This is a genomic window from Mesorhizobium sp. B2-4-18, assembly GCF_006441385.1.
GTDB lineage: Bacteria > Pseudomonadota > Alphaproteobacteria > Rhizobiales > Rhizobiaceae > Mesorhizobium > Mesorhizobium australicum.
Map to the genome: position 1 here is coordinate 313828 of NZ_VFUW01000006.1, position 14321 is coordinate 328148.

14 protein-coding genes and 1 pseudogene are annotated in these 14321 nt (G+C 63.5%); 2 read left to right on the forward strand and 13 right to left on the reverse strand.

Features of this window, described 5'->3' with window-relative positions; translation table 11 throughout:
* The first annotated feature begins 174 nt into the window (after positions 1–174).
* On the forward strand, positions 175–747 hold the full coding sequence (locus tag FJ527_RS17285; RefSeq protein WP_023773263.1) for an NADPH-dependent FMN reductase: 573 nt from the start codon (positions 175–177) through the stop codon (positions 745–747).
* Between the two features lie 14 nt (positions 748–761).
* On the opposite strand, the gene FJ527_RS17290 is transcribed toward FJ527_RS17285, so the two are convergent.
* The 13 genes and pseudogenes from FJ527_RS17290 to FJ527_RS17350 all read right to left on the reverse strand — a co-directional run bounded on the left by FJ527_RS17290 (position 762) and on the right by FJ527_RS17350 (position 13334).
* Positions 762–1973 carry an MFS transporter gene (locus tag FJ527_RS17290; RefSeq protein ID WP_140617054.1) on the reverse strand — a complete coding sequence of 404 codons (1212 nt, stop codon included), beginning with the start codon at positions 1971–1973 and terminating at the stop codon, positions 762–764.
* On the reverse strand, positions 1970–2470 hold the full coding sequence (gene nusB / locus FJ527_RS17295) for a transcription antitermination factor NusB (protein WP_015318243.1): 501 nt from the start codon (positions 2468–2470) through the stop codon (positions 1970–1972). The genes FJ527_RS17290 and nusB overlap by 4 nt, the downstream gene beginning before the upstream one ends.
* Complete coding sequence (gene ribH, locus FJ527_RS17300) at positions 2467–2961, reverse strand: 6,7-dimethyl-8-ribityllumazine synthase (RefSeq protein WP_140617055.1); 495 nt, start codon at positions 2959–2961, stop codon at positions 2467–2469. The genes nusB and ribH overlap by 4 nt, the downstream gene beginning before the upstream one ends.
* A 108-nt stretch (positions 2962–3069) precedes the next feature.
* Positions 3070–3687, reverse strand: a complete 618-nt coding sequence (locus tag FJ527_RS17305; RefSeq protein ID WP_140823666.1) for a riboflavin synthase — start codon at positions 3685–3687, stop codon at positions 3070–3072.
* Positions 3688–3693: 6 nt separating this feature from the next.
* Entirely contained in the window at positions 3694–4830 is a 1137-nt protein-coding gene (gene ribD / locus FJ527_RS17310) for a bifunctional diaminohydroxyphosphoribosylaminopyrimidine deaminase/5-amino-6-(5-phosphoribosylamino)uracil reductase RibD (protein ID WP_140823667.1), read from the reverse strand.
* A gap of 2 nt (positions 4831–4832) precedes the next feature.
* The gene (nrdR, locus tag FJ527_RS17315) at positions 4833–5312 is read right to left on the reverse strand and encodes a transcriptional regulator NrdR (protein WP_015318247.1); all 480 of its coding nucleotides are present in this window, start codon (positions 5310–5312) and stop codon (positions 4833–4835) included.
* Between the two features lie 158 nt (positions 5313–5470).
* A complete protein-coding gene (locus tag FJ527_RS17320; protein WP_246677731.1) occupies positions 5471–6052 on the reverse strand; it encodes a hypothetical protein in 582 nt (193 codons plus the stop codon).
* A 94-nt stretch (positions 6053–6146) separates the two neighbouring features.
* Positions 6147–7460 (reverse strand): serine hydroxymethyltransferase, encoded by a 1314-nt coding sequence (glyA, locus tag FJ527_RS17325; RefSeq protein WP_140823668.1) that lies wholly within the window; start codon positions 7458–7460, stop codon positions 6147–6149.
* A 180-nt stretch (positions 7461–7640) separates the two neighbouring features.
* Positions 7641–9282, reverse strand: a pseudogene (locus FJ527_RS29905) (Na+/H+ antiporter).
* Between the two features lie 135 nt (positions 9283–9417).
* Entirely contained in the window at positions 9418–10671 is a 1254-nt protein-coding gene (locus FJ527_RS17335) for a murein L,D-transpeptidase (RefSeq protein ID WP_015318251.1), read from the reverse strand.
* A 351-nt stretch (positions 10672–11022) separates the two neighbouring features.
* On the reverse strand, positions 11023–11538 hold the full coding sequence (locus FJ527_RS17340) for a winged helix DNA-binding protein (RefSeq protein ID WP_013896002.1): 516 nt from the start codon (positions 11536–11538) through the stop codon (positions 11023–11025).
* A gap of 336 nt (positions 11539–11874) precedes the next feature.
* Positions 11875–12297 carry a DUF6163 family protein gene (locus FJ527_RS17345; protein WP_015318253.1) on the reverse strand — a complete coding sequence of 141 codons (423 nt, stop codon included), beginning with the start codon at positions 12295–12297 and terminating at the stop codon, positions 11875–11877.
* Positions 12294–13334, reverse strand: a complete 1041-nt coding sequence (locus FJ527_RS17350) for an enoyl-CoA hydratase/isomerase family protein (protein ID WP_140823669.1) — start codon at positions 13332–13334, stop codon at positions 12294–12296. Before FJ527_RS17350 ends, FJ527_RS17345 begins: the two co-directional genes overlap by 4 nt.
* A 163-nt stretch (positions 13335–13497) precedes the next feature.
* Here FJ527_RS17350 and FJ527_RS17355 point away from each other — a divergent pair, with 163 nt between their 5' ends.
* Entirely contained in the window at positions 13498–14319 is an 822-nt protein-coding gene (locus FJ527_RS17355) for a DUF2066 domain-containing protein (protein WP_140823670.1), read from the forward strand.
* The last annotated feature ends 2 nt before the right edge of the window (positions 14320–14321 follow it).

Sequence of the window (14321 nt, forward strand, 5' to 3'; positions counted from 1 at the left end):
ATGAGCATGGCTTCAACGGCCAGTCGGGGCACACGGTTTCATAAGAAGGGGGACCAGCGCAATATTTTTGTTCCGGACGCGCCGATTTGGGCCTGGCGGCAACAGCGGGCTGGCGATTGGCCGCTATCGGGTGAATAATGCCACGAGGGTGGCGGCAAACACGGAGAGCGTGTCATGGCCATACACAAGGTCGGTTATCTCATCGGCAGCCTTGCCCAGGCATCCATCAACCGCAAGCTCGCGAAGGCGCTTGTTCAACTTGCCCCTCCCGAGCTCGAAATGACGGAAATCGGCTTCAAGGATCTGCCTCTCTACAGTTACGACTACGACGCCAATTTCCCGCCGGCCGCCCAGGCTTTCAAAAAGGCGATCGCCTCCGTCCAGGCCGTGCTGTTCGTCACCCCGGAGTATAATCGCTCGATCCCCGGCGGACTGAAGAACGCGATCGACTGGGCCAGCCGCCCCTACGGCAAGAATTCATTCGCGCGCAAACCGTCGGCCGTCATCGGAACATCGCCGGGCGCGATCGCGACCGCTGTCGCCCAACAAAGCCTGCGCAGCGTGCTGAGTTTCTGCAACTCACCGCAGATGAACGCGCCCGAAGCCTATATCCAGTTCACGCCGGGACTGATCACGGATGACGGCGAGGTGACGGTTGAATCCACTGAGGATTTCCTGCGCAATTACATGGCTGAGTTCCATATGTTCATAGCGCGGGTGCTTCAGGTTCTGCCGCCGGACGCATAGCTTTCGAATTCGCGTCAAGCCGGCCGCAAGCTTGTGATCTTCAGCGCGCCGAGTGCCACGAAGCAAAGTGCGGCGACCGGAAAGATCATCCAGTTGAGCATCGTCCAGCCCCAGGCGTTGTAGACCATGCCCGACATCAGCGACGCACAGGCGACGGAGCCGAACAGGACGAAGTCGTGGAAGCCCTGCACCTTGCCCTTTTCGGAAGGGTGGTAGCTGGCCGCCACCATGGCGGTGGCGCCGATGAAGCTGAAATTCCAGCCGAGGCCGAGCAGGATCAGCGCCGTCCAGAACTGCCACAGCGCCAGGCCCGACAAGGCAACGACGGCACAGCCGATCAGCAACAGCAGGCCGAGGGCGACAATGCGCTCGGCGCCGAAACGATGGATCAGCGAGCCGGTGAAGAAGCTTGGCCCGAACATCGCCATGACGTGCCAGGAGATGCCCAGCGTCGCATCGTCCTCCGACAGGCCGCAGCCCACCATGGCGAGCGGCGCGCCGGTCATGACGAAACTCATCAGCGCGTAGCTGCCGACGGCGCAGAAGAGCGCCGCGACGAAACGCGGCTTGGTGACGATTTCGGAAAGGGGTCGGGCATCGCCGTCGGCAACGTCCACCTTGCTCGCGGTCCTCGACGGCAAACGAAGGAACGACAGGATGACGGCGCCGACAGCCGCCAGCGGCAGGATCGAGGCGAAGGAACCGGCAAACATGACTGGTGCGAATAATTCGCGCGTGAAGATGACGATCTGCGGCCCGACGATGGCGGTGATGATGCCACCGGCGAGCACGAAGGAGATGGCGCGGGCCTTGAACGCCGGCGGCGCGTTGTCGGCCGCGGCAAAACGGAACTGCTGGACGAAGGCGCCGCCGACACCGATGACGAGCAACGCGAACGCGAACAGCCAAAAGCTGCCGTGGAATAGAGCCAGGGTGGCGACCAGCCCGCCGAGCGCGGTGACCACGGTTCCGGTCATGAAACCGCCACGCTGCCCCAGCCAGCGGATAATGGCGGCCGCGGGCAAGGCGCCTAGCGCCACACCGAGATTGAAGCCGGTGATCGGCGCGGTCGCCAGGGATTTGTCGGCGCCGAGCAGATATTGCCCGGCCAGCGCGCCCATGGAAATGGCGATGGGAGCCGCCGAGCCGATGATCGCCTGCGAGGCAGCGAGGATCAGCGCGGTGCGCCGCGCCTCCTTGCCCGCCTCGACGGCGATGGCGGTCACGAAGCGTCCTTGCCGCGTCCCTCGCCACGCACCCGGCGTGACACGCGGTCGAGCACGGCATTGACCAGCTTCGGCTCGTCTTCTTCGTAGAAGGCCTTGGCGATGTCGACATATTCGGTGACGATGACCGCGACAGGAACGTCCTCGCGCTTCATCAGTTCGTAGACGCCCGCGCGAAGGATGGCACGCAGCGTCGAATCGAGGCGCGACAGCGGCCAGTCGTCGGTCAGCGCCTGGCGGATGATCGGATCGATGGTCTTCTGGTTCTCGACGACGCCGGTCAGGATGGCGCGAAACCACTGCGCGTCCGCCTCGCGATAGAGCGCGCCGTCGACTTCCTTGCCGAGACGGAACGCCTCGTACTCGGCGGTGATCTCGAACACGCCGCTGCCGGCGACATCCATCTGATAGAGCGCCTGCACGGCGGCCAGACGGGCAGCGCCGCGCTTGTTGGCGTGGCGCACCGCAGGCTGTCCGGGCGAAGCGGGTTCGCTCACGATTGCGCTCCCAGTTGTTCCTTCAACGCGATCATGGTCAGCGCCGCGCGCGCGGCAAAGCCGCCCTTGTCGCCTTCGGAGCGCTTGGCCCGCGTCCACGCCTGCACATCGTTCTCGGTGGTCAGGATACCGTTGCCGATGCAGACCGAGTCCTGCACGGACAGGTCCATGAGCGCACGGCTGGATTCATTGGCGACGATGTCGAAATGATAGGTATCGCCACGAATAATCGTGCCGAGGGCGACAAAACCGTCATAGCCCGTCCCGCCTTCGGCCATGCCGTCGAGCGCGAAGGTGATCACCGCGGGAATTTCAAGCGAACCGGGAACGGTGACGACGTCGTAAGTCGCGCCCGCTTCGTCGAGCGCGCTTGTCGCGCCATCGAGCAGTGCGTCGGCGAGGTCGTCGTGAAAGCGCGCCTCGATGACGAGGAGGTGAGCCTTCTTCTTGGGACGAATGAACGCCTTGCCGTGTTGGGATGTGCCAGCCATAGATGTCTCCGGAGTCGCCGGTGACTTAGGCCGAAGCCGGTTTGATCGCAAGCGGAAGATTGCCCGACGCGTATCAGCTTGCCGTGGGTCGGACTGTCCCGCAGGCGATCAAAGCCCCTCTTTCGCCGCCTCCGCCAGCCGGGCTGCGTAGCGGGCCATGGTATCGATCTCGAGATTGACGCGGTCGCCTGCCTTGCGCTCGCCCCAGGTGGTGACGGTCAGCGAATGATGGATCAACAGCACGTCGAAGCGGGTGCCCGCCACGCTGTTGACAGTGAGCGAGGTGCCATCCAGCGCCACGGAGCCTTTCGGCGCGATGAATTTCGCCAGATCGCGCGGCGCTTCGAGTGTGAAGCGCACCGCATCGCCCTCGTCCCTGCGTTCAACGATCTCGGCGGTACCGTCGACATGGCCCGAAACGATGTGGCCGCCAAGCTCGTCGCCGATCTTCAGCGCCCGCTCCAGATTGATCCTGGTGCCGGACTTCCAACCGGACGCCGTGGTCAGCCTGAGCGCCTCCTCCCAGGCCTCGACCTCGAACCAGCGCGCGTTCGAGCCGCTGTCGGGCAAAGCCGTGACCGTCAGGCAGACGCCACCGCAGGAAATCGACGCGCCGATGGCGATGGTCTCGGGATCATAGGCGGTGTCGATGCGCAGTCCCACCCCTTCCCGCAGCGGCTTGATGGCGGCCACGGTGCCGATATCGGTGACAATCCCGGTAAACATCGATCACTATCCCTGAAAATCCCTGATCCATTCGGCGTAACCGTCTTCGCCGAACCGCATCTCGCGCAGCTTGCGAAAACCCACGGGGACATGGTCAGCGTCGACAGGCGATGCAATGCCATCTTGGCCGATCGCTTCCGGTCCCTGGAACAGCACGATGCGGTCCACCAGCCCGTCGGCCAGGAAGGCGCTCGCCACCTTGGCGCCGCCCTCGACCAGCACGCTTGCCATGCCAAGCGCCGCCAGATCCTCGAGCAGCTCCGGCAATGCGACGCCGCCCTCGTGCGTCTCCGTACCGATGAAGCGCACGCCGGCGCGCTCGAGCGCGGCCCGGCGCTGCGGATCGGCCTCCAGGCAAGCCGCCACATAAAGAGGTACGCGATCGACGCCCGACACCAGCTTCGAGCCCTCCGGCAGCCTGATCTGGCGGTCGAGCACGATGCGTGCCGGCGACCGGTTCTCCAGTCCGGGCAAACGCACCGTCAGTGCCGGATCATCTTCCAGCGCCGTGCCGATGCCGACCAGGATGGCGTCCGCCTCGGCGCGCATCAGGTAGACTTCGCGGCGCGCCATGTCGCCTGTTATCGCGACCTGGCCGGCGCCTTCCCTGCCGATCTTGCCGTCGCTGGAAAGCGCAAGCTTCAGAATTACTTCCGGGCGCTTTCTCAGAGAGCGAATCAAATAGCCCGCCATCTGTTCGGCAGCTTCCGTGGCGAGGACCTTTTCGACCACTTCGACACCGGCCTCGCGCAGGATGGCGTAACCCTTGCCGGAGACCCGCGGATCGGGATCACTGGCGGCACCCACGACACGCGCGATGCCGGCATTGACCAGCGCGTTGGCGCAAGGCGGTGTGCGGCCGTGATGGGCGCAAGGCTCGAGCGTGACATAGGCGGTTGCGCCACGCGCGAGTTCGCCGGCCTCGGCAAGCGCCTCGGTCTCGGCGTGCGGCCGGCCGCCGACGGCGGTGACGCCGGTACCGACGATCATCGGTCCGGTCCCATCATCGCGCACGATCAGGGTGCCGACGGAAGGGTTGGTCGAGGTGCGTCCGGCGTTCTTGCGCGACAGCCGCAAGGCCGCGGCCATGAAACGGCGGTCAAGGGCCGCTTGTTCGGCCTCGCTGCGTTGCGGTGCTGCCATGCTCAGCCGGCGTCCTCTTCGCTCTTTTCTTCGTCCCCCTTCAGCTCGCCGAGCAGCTCGTGGAAATCCTTGGCCTCACGGAAATTGCGATAGACCGAGGCGAAGCGCACATAGGCGACATCGTCGAGCGATTTCAACGCATCCATGACCAGCCGGCCGACCTCCCCCGAGGCCACTTCCGTTTCGCCGGAGCTTTCCAGTTGGCGCACGATCCCGGTCACCGCGCGATCGATGCGCTCGGGATCGACATTGCGCTTGCGCACCGCGATCTCGACCGAGCGCAACAGCTTGTCGCGGTCGAACGGCACTTTTCGTCCCGACTTCTTGACCACGACGAGGTCGCGCAACTGCACGCGCTCGAATGTCGTGAAACGGCCGCCGCAATCGGGGCAGACACGCCGCCGGCGGATCGCCGCGCCATCCTCGGCGGGGCGCGAATCCTTCACCTGCGTATCTTCGGACTGGCAATAGGGACAGCGCATGGAGAGCCTTGGGTTCGCGAATCTGGTGGGGTGAAAGGCTTAGAACCTTTCCGGTGCGGATTGAAGCAGTTCCGCTTTTCCACGGCCTGCCGTACCTCAGAGATAGCGAGGCGCGAGGAAGATTGCCAGCACGGCAAGCAGTTGCGCCGGCCAGCCCGCTATGGCGCCACGTCCTTGGTTGGAAAGCCACAAGACGCGCCGAGATTGCGATAGGCCTTTGTAAAACCGTCCATCGGAATGCTGGCGACAGCCTGCTTGCCGAAAGCCACATCGAGCGAGGTAACCTGGCGCATGGCCCGCAGCAGCGCAAGACTGGCCTTGGCCTGGTTGTCGATCGTCCAGCTCGGACGGCCGTTGACGGCGTCATTGGAATAGACAGTCGTCGAAACCTTGACGCCGGGGTCGCCGAAAGTCGCCGCGATCTTCTTGCCGGTTAGCAGGCTCTTGTTGTCGATGGTGATCAAGATTGCCGGATAAGCATCGGGCGGCAGCGCGTCGCCGGTCGAGATCGACAATGTCAGCGTGCCCGAATTGCCACTCGCATCGAAGAAGGCTGTGGAAGCCGCGCAGGTCTTGTGCGCGTCCTGGCCGGTGTCGAGCGTATCGACCATGGTCGTCCACCGGCCGAAAGTGCTGGTGGCAGGCATGTCCGCGGCGGGCTGCGTCTGCGCCAAAACGGGGCCGCAGGCGGCCAGCCAACCGAAGGCGCCGAGAGAAGCAAGACAGAAATTGCGCATCATCAATTCTCCGGTTCGATGCGTCACCCGATCAGGGGTGACGCGATGCCGGTGGATAAAAGATGACGCTTCGCGCCCGGTCAACCGAGATAAGCGATCAACCGAGATAGGGATAGAGGGGGAATCGATCGGTCAATGCGACGACCTTGGACTTGACCGCCGCCTCGACCGCGGCATTGCCTTCGTCGGAATTGGCGACCTTGAGCCCATCCAGCACCTCGGCGATCAGCTTGCCAATCTCGCGGAACTCGGCCTGGCCGAAGCCGCGCGTGGTGCCGGCGGGCGTGCCGAGCCGCACGCCAGAGGTAACGAAGGGCTTCTCCGGATCGAAGGGGATGCCGTTCTTGTTGCAGGTGATGTTGGCGCGGCCAAGGGCCGCCTCGGCGCGCTTGCCGGTGGCGTTCTTGGGCCTGAGATCAACCAGCATCAGGTGGTTGTCGGTGCCGCCGGAGACGATGTCGAGGCCCGTTTCCTTGAGGCTGGAGGCAAGCGCCTTGGCGTTGGCGGCCACGCTTTCGGCATAGACCTTGAAGCTCGGCTTCAACGCTTCGCCGAAGGCTACCGCCTTGGCGGCGATGACATGCATCAGCGGTCCGCCCTGCAGGCCGGGGAACACCGCCGAGTTCATCTTCTTGGCGATATCCTCGTCATTGCACAGGATCATGCCGCCGCGCGGGCCGCGCAGCGATTTGTGCGTGGTGGTCGTCACCACATGGGCGTGCGGCAGGGGCGAGGGATGCACACCGCCGGCAACGAGGCCGGCAATGTGCGCCATGTCGACCATCAGATAGGCGCCGACGGCGTCGGCGATCTCGCGAAAACGCTTCCAGTCCCAGATGCGCGAATAGGCTGTGCCGCCGGCCAGGATCAGCTTCGGCTTGGTCTCGTGCGCGGTCTTTTCGATGGCGTCCATGTCAAGCAGATGGTCGTCCTTGCGCACGCCATAGGAGACGACCTTGAACCACTTGCCGCTCATGTTGACCGGCGAGCCATGGGTGAGATGTCCGCCGGAATTGAGGTCGAGGCCCATGAAAGTGTCGCCGGGCTGCAGCAGCGCCAGGAACACCGCCTGGTTCATCTGGCTGCCGGAATTCGGCTGGACGTTGGCGAAGTTACAACCGAACAGTTTTTTCGCACGCTCGATGGCCAGTTCCTCGGCCACGTCGACGAACTGGCAGCCGCCATAGTAGCGCTTGCCCGGATAGCCCTCGGCATATTTGTTGGTCATGATCGACCCCTGCGCCTCGAGCACGGCGCGCGAGACGATGTTTTCGGAGGCGATCAGTTCGATCTCGTGGCGCTGGCGACCGAGCTCGTTGCGGATGGCGCCGAAGATCTCCGGATCGGCATCTTCCAAAGTGGTTTCGAAGAAGGATTCGAATTTGTTGGACGCCGCCGCTGCTGTTGCCATGGCCTGAGTTCCCCTAGGGTTGGAAGGGCAAATTCGTGCACGCCGTCGTCCCGAACCACTCAACGGCCTTGGGCGACATGCATTGCGTTCGCCGGGCCATTAACACAGTTGTTTTGGGCTCGCCACGTTTGCAGCGCGAAATTTGCTGGCCGGTTTGCGCCAACGGATCGCGGCGGATCGCTATTTCCTGTCCCGCCGCTGCTTCAACAAGGCCTCGGTCAAGGTGATTTCAGAAAACAGCGCGCGCATCGTGTGATCGTTGATCTCCTGGCTGCGGAACATGGCGCGCAGCGCTGCACGCTCGGCTTCGATGCCGGCCGCCCTGAGTTCCAGTTCCAGCCTGCCGGCCTCGCGAGCCTCGGCGCGGGCCTCGTCGGCTTCGTCCGAAGCCGCGATGCGTCTACGGTAGCCTGCCACGATGCTGTCGGCGACGGCCAGCCGGGCCTGGACCGCCTCGCCCTCGCCCGCCTCATTGGCGATGCTCTCGATCATGGCGATCGCCGCATTGGCGGCGCCGACGCGCGCCCGGCGCTCTTCCGCCGCCGCCGGATCCTTGCCCGGCTCGACCAGCCCCCGCGCTATCCTGGGCAAGGCAAGGCTGGCGATCAGAAGCGAGCAGATGATGACGCCGGCGGCAAGGAAGATCACCACATCGCGTGCCGGAAAGGGAGAGCCGTCCTGCAAAGCGAGCGGCAATGACAGGATGCCCGCCAACGTGATGGCGCCGCGCACGCCGGCCACGGAGCCGGCAAGCCGGACGCGAAATCCGAACGGCTCGGACTCGCGTTTGCCGATGCGCGCCGCGATCGCCTGGGCGATGTCGCCGACCCAGATCCACAGGAAGCGCAGTCCGATCAGGCAGAGCGTCAGGATCAGCACCGTCGCCACCGGCTCGATCAGCCAATGACGGCTGGACAGTTCCGGTGGGACCTTGCGGATGACGTCGGGAAGCTGCAGGGCCGAGCAGGATGAACAGAGCGCCATTGAAGACGAAAGTGAGCGTCGCCCAAAGCGACAGGGTCTGCATGCGCGCCGACACACCGAGGAAGCGGTACATGCCGGAAGCCCCGGTCAACAGGCCGGCAGTGACCGCCGCCAGGATGCCCGAAGCACCGACATGCTCGGCGCCGAGATAGGCGACGAAAGGCAGCAGGATCATGACGAGAACCTGCGCCTCCGCTGGCACGCCGCCGATGCGGTTGAGCAGCTGCAGCGCCTTGGCGGCGATAAACAGCGCCGCGACACCGGCCAGGATGCCGGCGGCGACGGCGTAGAGGAAGCTGAGCGAGGCTCCCGCGAAGGAGAAGCTGCCGGTCAATGCCGCCGCCACCGCAAAGCGGAACATGACCAGGCCCGACGCGTCGTTGAGCAGCGACTCGCCCTCCAATATGTGCATCAGCCGGGACGGAACCACATTCCTGTCGACGATCGCGGACACCGCCACGGCGTCGGTCGGCGACAGCACGGCAGCCAGCGCGAATGCGACGACGAGCGGAATGCTCGGCACCAGCCAATGCAAGGCATAGCCGAAGCCGACAATGGTGAAGAAGACGAGCCCGACGGCGAGATCGAGTATGGGTCCGCGCAAGGCGACGAGTTCGCGCTTGGGCGCCGCGAAGGCGTCGCCGAACAGGAGCGGCGGGATGAACACCAGCAGAAAAAGCTCCGGATCTATCTCGACATGCAGGCCCTTGGCCGGCCAGGCAAGGGCCGCGCCGATGGCGATCTGCAGCACCGGCAGCGGCACCCGAACCAGCCGGACGAGCGCGCCCGACAGCGCAACGAAGACGAGCACGACGAGAATGAAGATGGCGACGTCCATGGCACGATCCCGGCTGTTTGCCGACCATCGCCAATCGCCTGAGCTTCGTCCAGCCGGCCGAATGAGTGGATCTGACGGCGTCCGCAACAAAAAAGCCGCCCCTGAGAGCGGCTTTTTGGAAAAAATATCAGCTCGTTACAGCGAAGACGTGATCTGCAGTTCGCTGTTGCCGTCGAGCGCATAGACGTCGTCGCGGAACTGGACGACGCCGGGTCCTGTCGACCAGGCAGAGAGATAGAGGAAATGCACCGGCACCGGGTTGGTGACCTGGATCGGCGTGTTCTGGCCGGTCTTGATGGCCGCCTCGAAATGCTGGCGATCCCAGCCGGGCGTGTCGCGAAGGATCCAGGTGACGAGATCGCGCACGTTCTGGACACGCACGCAGCCCGAGGAATCGAAGCGCATCATCTTGCCGAACAGGCTCTGCTGCGGCGTGTCGTGCATGTAGACGCCGTCCGGGCTCGGGAAATTGATCTTGACCGACGCCATGGCGTTTTCGGAACCGGGATCCTGGCGGAAACGGTATTTGGCGGCATCGTCCGTCGACCAGTCCACATTCATCGGATCGACTTCGCTGCCATCGGGCGCGAACAGGCGGATATGGCTGTTCTTGAGATAATCGGGATCCTTCCGCATCAACGGAATGATGTCCTTGCGCACAATCGAGACCGGGGCGTTCCAGTACGGATTGACGATGATCTCGTTGATCTTGGAATTGACGATCGGCGTCTGGCGATCGATCTTGCCGACGATCGCGGTGTGGCGAAGCACGACGCGGTCGTTCTCGACCGCTTCGATCTGCGCCGCCGGAATGTCGACCAGCACATAACGGCTGCCCAGCGTGCCGGCCTTTTCCTTCAGCCGCTGCAGATTGGTCTGCAACTGGCCGAGCCGGATCTGCGCCGAAACGTTCATCGCGGCGTAGGTGTATTTGCCCATCGAACCGTCAGCCGGCAGGCCGTGGCGCAACTGGAAACGCTTGACCGCCGAGTCAACATAGGAATCGAACGCTGTCGAAATGCCGGCGCTCTGCGACAGGTCGCCCGCAACCATCAGGCGCTTGCGCAGCGGCACCACGTCCGGATCGTCGACGCCGAGTTGCAGCTTCTTGGTCGCGGGAACGTCCGTCCAACCGCCCTGCCCGACAATGTTCTGATACTGCGCGACCGCCTGCTCGGTGAAGGCGACGGTCTGGGGACTGAAGATGGGCAGCGTCGAGGCCACCTTGCCGCCTTCGCTGGCGCGGGCATCGAACTGATCGTCCCAGTTGCCGCGGGCCGAGGATTTCAGGATATCCCCGATCACATCCTGCGCATTCGCACGCCCAGCCATCACGGCGGCGGCGAGCGCGGAGGCTCCGGAAAGGAAAAAGCGGCGGCTGGTTCTCATGGACGTTCCAGACATTCTTGTAGCGGTTCGATCACTTGCTGCGTCGACCATCGCGCGATCTCGCCCGCACTCTAAAATCGGCAATCTTAACAATTAGCCAACCATGGTCCGTATCACATTGGCGACCAAGGCAAGGGGCGCGACACGGTTGCGGGTGGACGCATGGTCTTCACCACAGCATCACTGCCGCTCTCGGTTCCATTGGAATATGGCGGCAACGTGGCCTTGGCCCGTAATTTGCTTTGGCCGAACGCGCGAAAAGAGAAGACCGGTGCTTTTCGGCACCGGCCCTGACTGGAGGTCGCTGTTTCGGCCACGCTTCTGCGGCGGGGCTCCGTTTCCAGGATGCTCTTACATCCGGTAGGCAATCGTGTCGTTCCAGAAGCGGTCGAGGCGCTGCAAAGCGCGGTTCATCTGCTTGAACTCGTCGGTGTTGATGCCGCCGACCTGTTCGATCGAGCCGACATGGCGCTCATAGAGACCGGCAACCACGTCTGCCACTTCATTGCCTTTCGGCGTCAGCGAGACACGGACCGAACGGCGGTCGATGCGCGAGCGCTGGTGATTGATGAAGCCGAGATCGACCAGCTTCTTCAGATTGTAGGAAACGTTGGAGCCGAGATAATAGCCACGCGAGCGCAGTTCGCCGGCGGTCAGCTCGGAATTGCCGATGTTGAAGAGCAGCAGCGCCTGGATGGCGTTGATGTCGGAGCGGCCGTTGCGGTCGAATTCGTCCTTGATGACATCAAGCAGACGGCGGTGCAGGCGCTCGACCAGCTGCAGCGATTCCATGTACAGGGAACGGATAGCCTCGCGGCGATCGTCGGAAACGTTGGCGGTCTTCGCCGCCGGACGCGAATTGATCATTGTCTTTGCCTCTCGTTTGTCGCCTTGGTGATTTTTTGTTTTTCACCTTGATCGCGACACTATCGAATACTCATAAAATTCGACTTAAACGCTAGGGCTAACAAGAGCTTACCGGTAAGAGGTTTCGCAAGACGCTTAACGAACGGTCACCCGAGCAAGGATGATTAACCTAAAGATTTAGGCAATGATCGCCGCACCGGATTCAGGCGGTAGCCAGGTCGTCAACGCGTACAAGGGCTTGCAGCATGTCGCGGCGAATAGGATTCGCCCGCCGCGGGCTTCTGATTTTATGCATGTCGTTGTCCCGGAACCGAGGACACTTCCGGGCGACATGCATTAGTGCCGTGCCGGTCGTTTCTGCAGGTAGATGACGACGCGAAAGACGATATAGAGCAGCGCCACGCAGGCATGCGAGACGATAATCAGCAGACGATGGCCGAAAAGCTCGGGAAAGCCGGCATACATGACCGTCTCCGTGACCGCGCAGATGAACCAGATCACCGGACCCCAGGACGCCAGCATCCACAACCCCGCCGCGGCGAAGGGAAAGAACACGGCGAGCATCACCGCCGCCACCTGCCAATGCACCGGCATAAGGTCGAACCGCCACAGCGAGCCCGGATAGAAGCCGATCAGCTTGATCCAGTAGAGGATGCCGAACAGCAGGCAGTAGCCCGCGATGACGCGCTGGAACCAGGCGAAGATCACCTCGACCGTCGAGGGCTGCAGGATGACGCGTCTCGATGTCACTTCGCTCACAACTCGAGCTCCCGATCGCCGAGCGGGGCAAAATAGGCCTCGACATCCGCCTCGCTAACCGCATCGATCGCTGCCGGCCGCCATTGCGGCTTCGAGCCCTTGTCGATGATGGCGGCGCGGATGCCTTCGTAGAAATCGTGGCCGGCCAGCATCCGGTTCAGGATGCGGAACTCCATCCTCATGCAGTCGTCCATCGACAATGTCTGCCCGGCGCTGATCTGTCGCCAGGCGACGCGAAGGCTGGTCGGCGAGCGCGTGCGGATCGTTGCCAGCGTCCCGGTGGCGAATTCGTCATTGCCCGCGCGGTCCAGGCTTTCGATCAGATCCGGCAGCGACGGTTGGGCGAAATGGCGGGAGATCGCCTCCAGGATCGGCCTGTCGGTCTCCCGCTTGGCCGGAACAAAGAAACCGCGCAGCACCGATTCCGGATCGCCCGTCAGCGCCAGCCGATCGAGGAAGCTTGCCTGGTCTTCAGCCTTGATGGTGTGGGTGGCCAGCCCCGACCACAGCGCATCGCCATAACGAATGCGGTTCCCGGTCAGCGCCAGGTACATGCCGAAGGAACCGCCAAGGTCGGGCAGCAGATGACTGGCGCCGACGTCCGGGAAAAAACCGATGCCGACCTCCGGCATGGCGAACTGGGCATTCTCGGTCATCACCCGGTGCGAACCGTGGAAGGAAATGCCGACCCCGCCGCCCATCACGATACCGTCGATGAGCGCCACATAGGGCTTCTTGAAACGCGCGATGTAGGCGTTGAGGCGATACTCGTCGGCGAAAAATTCGACCGGTGGGTTTCCAGCCCGGCCGGCTTCGTAGATGTGCAGGATGTCGCCCCCGGCCGAAAACGCCCTGCCCTCGGCCTTGACCACGACGACATCCACACCCTCGTCGCGCTCCCAAGACCGCAGGGCCTTGCCCAGTGCCTTGATCATGCGATGGGTGACGGCGTTGAGCGCCTGCGGCCGCGTCAGCGTGACGACCCCGGCCCTGCCCAACCTTTCGAAGCGAATTTCGTCGCCTCCACCAAAATCCATCGCCAGAGAATCCTTGTTCCCGCGCCTGCGGGACTGAAGTGCTAAAGGCGGCACATGGGTGCGTCAATGGCTGCAGCCCGGCCGCCTCGATCTTGGCGGCTAGCGGTCGCCGATGCTAGACATTGGTGGCCGCTACGACAGGCCGAGAGCAGGATAGTTAGCCATGCCGCATTTTTTGCGCTTTGCCTTTGTTCTGAGTTGCCTGTCGTTTTTGTGGGCAACCAATGTCCCCGCGGGGGCAGCCGACCTTGGCGACCTTTACCACTCGCAGACCATTGTCACCGGCCAGGGTGAAGAAAATCGTCAGCTCGGCTTCAGGACCTGCCTCGACAAGGTGCTCGTCCGTGTTTCGGGCGATCAGCGGCTGCTTGCCAGACGCGAAATGGACGCGCTGCGCGACAAGGCCGGCAGCTTTGTCGACTCGTTCCGCTACCATGACCGGATGGAGGGCATTCCGATCCATGACGAGCAAGGGACGCATGACCGGCCGCATGATCTCACCTGCTTCTACAAGCCTGATGCGATCGACAGGCTGCTGGCGTCGCTCGGCAGCAGGCCCTGGCTTGGCGAGCGGCCGACACTCACCGTCTTCCTCACGACCGAACAAGGCGCGCGGCATTTCATGCTGAGCGCCGAGGAAGGGCGTGGCGAGACGATGCGCGAATCCTTCGTCAATGCCAGCGGGCCGATGCTGATGCATGTCGCGTTTCCCAAGGCCGCGCAACTTGCCGGCTTGGGCGAAGAAGCGCTGCGCGCGACGGACATGGCAAGGCTGGATCGAGTGGCCAAGCAAGCCGGAGGCGACCGAGCGCTCGCCGGCAGCATCGTGTGGAGCGACAAGGAACTGGGCTGGGTCGCCGATTGGCGACTGGCCGATCACGGCAAGACCTATCGTTGGCAGGTGCGCGGTGTCAGCTTCGACGACGCGTTCCGTGTGGCAATCGGAGGCGCGGCACAGATCCTTTCGGGCAACGGGCAGCCCTGAAC

Excerpts from the sequence above, each read along its gene's own strand:
- FJ527_RS17285 (WP_023773263.1), top strand. The coding sequence starts at position 175 with ATGGCCATACACAAGGTCGGTTATCTCATCGGCAGCCTTGCCCAGGCA.
- ribH (WP_140617055.1), bottom strand. The coding sequence starts at position 2,961 with ATGGCTGGCACATCCCAACACGGCAAGGCGTTCATTCGTCCCAAGAAG.
- FJ527_RS17305 (WP_140823666.1), bottom strand. The coding sequence starts at position 3,687 with ATGTTTACCGGGATTGTCACCGATATCGGCACCGTGGCCGCCATCAAG.
- ribD (WP_140823667.1), bottom strand. The coding sequence starts at position 4,830 with ATGGCAGCACCGCAACGCAGCGAGGCCGAACAAGCGGCCCTTGACCGC.
- nrdR (WP_015318247.1), bottom strand. The coding sequence starts at position 5,312 with ATGCGCTGTCCCTATTGCCAGTCCGAAGATACGCAGGTGAAGGATTCG.
- FJ527_RS17320 (WP_246677731.1), bottom strand. The coding sequence starts at position 6,052 with ATGATGCGCAATTTCTGTCTTGCTTCTCTCGGCGCCTTCGGTTGGCTG.
- glyA (WP_140823668.1), bottom strand. The coding sequence starts at position 7,460 with ATGGCAACAGCAGCGGCGGCGTCCAACAAATTCGAATCCTTCTTCGAA.
- FJ527_RS17335 (WP_015318251.1), bottom strand. The coding sequence starts at position 10,671 with ATGAGAACCAGCCGCCGCTTTTTCCTTTCCGGAGCCTCCGCGCTCGCC.
- FJ527_RS17340 (WP_013896002.1), bottom strand. The coding sequence starts at position 11,538 with ATGATCAATTCGCGTCCGGCGGCGAAGACCGCCAACGTTTCCGACGAT.
- FJ527_RS17350 (WP_140823669.1), bottom strand. The coding sequence starts at position 13,334 with ATGGATTTTGGTGGAGGCGACGAAATTCGCTTCGAAAGGTTGGGCAGG.
- FJ527_RS17355 (WP_140823670.1), top strand. The coding sequence starts at position 13,498 with ATGCCGCATTTTTTGCGCTTTGCCTTTGTTCTGAGTTGCCTGTCGTTT.